The sequence below is a fragment of the Mesorhizobium sp. M4B.F.Ca.ET.089.01.1.1 genome, from assembly GCF_004022605.1.
GTDB lineage: Bacteria > Pseudomonadota > Alphaproteobacteria > Rhizobiales > Rhizobiaceae > Mesorhizobium > Mesorhizobium abyssinicae.
The window spans coordinates 1-3,707 of the sequence record NZ_RZOS01000511.1 but is presented as its reverse complement, the minus strand read 5'-3'; the positions used below and the strand labels follow the sequence as shown (position 1 = coordinate 3,707).

At 66.6% G+C, this 3,707-nt stretch carries 4 protein-coding genes and 1 pseudogene; 3 read left to right on the top strand and 2 right to left on the bottom strand.

The window, feature by feature from the left end; translation table 11 throughout:
- On the top strand, positions 1–776 hold a 776-nt coding region (gene lpxK, locus EN780_RS29630; RefSeq protein ID WP_128276066.1), incomplete at its 5' end, for a tetraacyldisaccharide 4'-kinase.
- Positions 777–782: 6 nt separating this feature from the next.
- Here the strand turns inward: lpxK and EN780_RS29625 are convergent.
- Positions 783–1,016 (bottom strand): DUF2093 domain-containing protein, encoded by a 234-nt coding sequence (locus tag EN780_RS29625; protein WP_127285849.1) that lies wholly within the window; start codon positions 1,014–1,016, stop codon positions 783–785.
- Positions 1,017–1,130: 114 nt separating this feature from the next.
- On the opposite strand from EN780_RS29625, the gene EN780_RS29620 reads away from it, so the two are divergent.
- Positions 1,131–1,721, top strand: a complete 591-nt coding sequence (locus EN780_RS29620; protein WP_128276065.1) for a hypothetical protein — start codon at positions 1,131–1,133, stop codon at positions 1,719–1,721.
- Positions 1,722–1,737: 16 nt separating this feature from the next.
- Here the strand turns inward: EN780_RS29620 and EN780_RS29615 are convergent, their stop codons facing one another.
- Positions 1,738–2,664 carry a LysR family transcriptional regulator gene (locus EN780_RS29615; protein ID WP_128276064.1) on the bottom strand — a complete coding sequence of 309 codons (927 nt, stop codon included), beginning with the start codon at positions 2,662–2,664 and terminating at the stop codon, positions 1,738–1,740.
- Between the two features lie 90 nt (positions 2,665–2,754).
- Between EN780_RS29615 and EN780_RS29610 the strand changes: the two are divergent.
- Positions 2,755–3,586: pseudogene (locus tag EN780_RS29610) on the top strand (DMT family transporter).
- Positions 3,587–3,707 lie beyond the last annotated feature (121 nt).

Sequence of the window (3,707 nt, the reverse complement as noted above, 5' to 3'; positions counted from 1 at the left end):
GTCACGGCGGCTCCTTCGGTGAGCCGCACATCGTCGATGCGCATCACGACGCCGCCAAGCATGTCGGCGACGAGCCGCTGCTTTTGGCCGAGCATGCGCCGGTGGCGGTGACGCCGAACCGTGCCGCCGGCGCCAGGCTGCTGAAGCAAAAGCTCGGCTGCGACTTCCTCATCATGGACGACGGCTTCCAGAGCGCGCGCCTCCATATCGACTTCGCGCTGGTGGTCGTCGACGCGCGCTACGGCATCGGCAACGGCCGCGTCATCCCGGGCGGACCGCTGAGAGCAAACATCGTCGACCAGCTGGTCTTCACCAGCGCGCTGCTCAAGATGGGCGAGGGGACGGCCGCCGACGCGGTGGTGCGCCAGGCGGCGCGCGCCGGCCGGCCGATCTTCGAGGCGCATACCGAGCCTCGCGCCCGCAAGCGCTTCGCCGGCAAGCGCTTTCTCGCTTTCGCCGGTATCGGCCATCCCGACAAGTTCTTCCGCACGCTGAGCGAGGCCGGCGGCGAGGTCGTGCTCGCCAAATCCTTCCCCGACCATCATTTCTACGCCGAGGACGAACTTGCCGAACTGGCGGCGACCGCCAAGCGCGATGGGCTTCGCCTGGCGACCACCGCCAAGGACGCCGCCCGGCTGCGCCATGGCGCGTCGCAAGAGTTCCTGGAGCAGCTCGACGTACTGGAGATCGACGCCGTCTTCGAGCTCGACCATGCGCCCGAACGCATCATCGACGAGACGCTGGATGCCTGGCGGCAGCGCAAGCTGCGGGGATGATAAGACCTACTTTCGGCTGCGCAGCTCCGGGTGCATCTCGATCTCGCGGCGCAGCGAGGCGGTGGCGTTCACGTAGGGCTCCTGCCGGGCGACGCTCCAGTATTTGAGCTCATCCAGCGGAATGCTCTCGCCCGTCACCGCACAGCGCACGAATGCGCCTGGGCTGGTGACCTGAAAGTCGCCGTCGAGATAGCGGATGCGGGCTTCCTTGCCGCCCGGGCCTTCAAAACGGTTCATCATGAAATGACGCTTGGGTTCATGAGATTCAATCGCCACAAATCGCAGGCAAGGTCAAGCTTGACGCAATGCTCGTGGAGTATCGCTCGATCAGCATAATGGTTGATGGGAACCGGCATGGACATTTCCTCCACCCGCCTGACATCGCTGCTGAAGGAGGCGCTCACGCCGCAGCCGGTGCCAACGGCCAAGGCCGATCCGGCGACCGCGGCGCTGGTCAAGGCGCTTGTCCAACCGCCGGCGCCGTCGGCCGCGACTTCGGCCCAGTTCGCCGCCCAGGCTTTCAACGGCTCGTTGCCGAGGCCGCCCGCCCACGCGACTCAACGCCTGTCTTCCGACCAGATCGAGGATGCCTACAGGGCGGTCATGGAACCGGAAGCGGATCGTGCCTCGGCGGGCGTTCGGCCAGGCAGGCCGGCGGCGGAAGCCGAACAGGCTTCGCGCGGCCCGACCTCGCCTCAGACGGCGATAGCCGACAGCATGACGAGGGCTGCGGCGGCACCGACATTGCCTGTGTCCACGATCGCGGTTTCCTCTTCAGTGCTGGTTGCTGCCAATTCCAACGCGCCCAGGCCACCCGGCGCGGCCGCCCGACCGGGTAGCGCTCGATCGTCGCAACCCAGCCAGCTGCCGCTGTGGATGATGTCGATCTTAACGGCGCTGCTCTCGGCGACGATCACCACCATCGCGCTGTTGCTGCTTCGCTGACCAGGTCTGACCGGCTCTACGCGTCGTCCTGCAGGAAGGCTTCGAGTTTTTCAGTCGCAAGGCCTGCCTGTGCCGCAATGCGCCGCGCAAGGTCTGCCGCGGCGGCGCGCGGGCGGCCGATGGGCCGGTCGAGCCAGTAGGACACCGGATTGAGCGCGGTGCGGTCATCGACGGCGACGATCCGGCCCGTCTTGAGTTGCGCCTGCGTCAGTGGCGGCCGCGCCAGCGCGATGCCCAATCCATGCGCCGCAGCGTCGAGCACCAGATTGTAATCTTCGAAGCGTCGATCCTGCGGACGAGGGCGGTAGTCGATATCCTGCGCCGCGAGCCAGGCGCGCCAGGCGGATGCGTCGGAATCGTTGATCAGCGGGAACTTGAGCAGCCGGGCAGGGTCGCCGTGCCCTATTTCCCCCGCCAGTTCCGGCGAAGCGATCGGGAAGATGTACTCTTCGAACAGCTGCACCGAGACGCGACCGGGAATGCGACCACGCCCGCAACGCACCGAAAGGTCGATCCCTTCGTCCGCGAGGTCCGCCTGGCGGTTGTCGACATCGAGCACGATTCGCAGCCGGGTCGGGCTGTTCTCGAGCGCCGCCATGCGCGGCATCAGCCACAGGCCGCTGACCGAGGGGATCGAGGCCAGCCGCACCACCGCGGTGCCGCGCGGCTCCACCCAGCGGTCGGAATTGACCGAGATCAGCGCGAAGGCCTCGGTGGTTCTCAGATGCAGGCGGTTGCCCTCATTGGTCAGCGTCACGCCGCGCGCGTTGCGCTCGAAAACTTTCAGCCCTAGCCAGTCCTCCAGCTTGGCGATCTGCCGGCTGATGGCGCCGTGGGTGAGGTTCAGCCTCTCGGCCGCCGCCGAAAAGCTCCCCGTTCGCGCCGCCGCATCGAAAGCGCGCAAGGTCTCCAACGGGAGTAACTGGTTCGAGCTGTGATCCATGCTCACAGGTGACCCTCGAATTGGTCGTTTGTCAATCGACGGTTGATGCGGTCTTCTAGCCCCATGGAGCCAAGCAACGAGGATATAGCGATGACCGCCTATGCCGGCACGTTGAATCAGACACAGCGAATGGACACCACGGCGGTCATCGCGGTCGCGCTCACAGTGGTCGGCTGGGCTTCCGCCTTCCCGGCGATCCGTGCAGGCCTCGCGGCCTTCCAGCCGCTGGAGCTCGGCGCGCTGCGTTTTGCCATCGCCGCCGTGCCGGCGGCGATCTTCCTGGCCGTCAAGCGCCCGGCGCTGCCCAAGGTCGACGAGTTGTGGCGCTTCGGCTTCGGCGGCGCCCGCCGGCTTCATCATCAATGTCAGCCCTATCTTCACCGCCATCATGGCGATGGCGCTGCTCGGCGAGCGCTTTTCGGGCATGGCCTGGCTCGGCACGTTGATCTCGTTCGCTGGCATCGGCATCATCGCCATGGCCGACGGGCAGGGGCTGCACTTCAACACCGGCGCCCTCTTGGTGCTGGGTTCCGCGCTCTGCTCGGCCGTCAACACCATCGTCCAGAAGCCGCTCTTTGCCCGCCATCATCCGCTGACCATCGCCGCCTCCAACATGGTGCTCGGCGCGCTCTGCCTGGCGCCCTTCCTGCCGGAAGCGATCTCGCAGGCGGCGGTTGCCGACACAGCCGGTCTCGGCGCCGTCATCTACCTCGGCATCGTGCCCAGCCTGATCGCCTACGCCGCCTGGGCGACCGCGCTGTCGCGCCTGCCGGCTGCGCGTGCCTCGAACTTCCTCTATCTGGTCTCGCCGATGTCCGCCCTGATCGGCTTTTTCTGGCTGGGCGAAGTGCCGACGCTGCTCGGCATCCTCGGCGGCGCGCTGGCGCTCGGCGGCGTCATCGTGGTGAATTTGAAGCGGTAAGTAAGGGATCTAGCATTCCCGAGTTAGGAAAAGAGCCGCATCGAGCGGCTCTTTTCATGTCCCCCACCCGGACCTTCGATCCGACCTCCCCGCAAGGGGGAGGTAGGGCACCGCGCTTACC

Coding starts and splice junctions, on each gene's coding strand:
- EN780_RS29625 (WP_127285849.1), bottom strand. CDS start 1,016: ATGATGAACCGTTTTGAAGGCCCGGGCGGCAAGGAAGCCCGCATCCGC.
- EN780_RS29620 (WP_128276065.1), top strand. CDS start 1,131: ATGGACATTTCCTCCACCCGCCTGACATCGCTGCTGAAGGAGGCGCTC.
- EN780_RS29615 (WP_128276064.1), bottom strand. CDS start 2,664: ATGGATCACAGCTCGAACCAGTTACTCCCGTTGGAGACCTTGCGCGCT.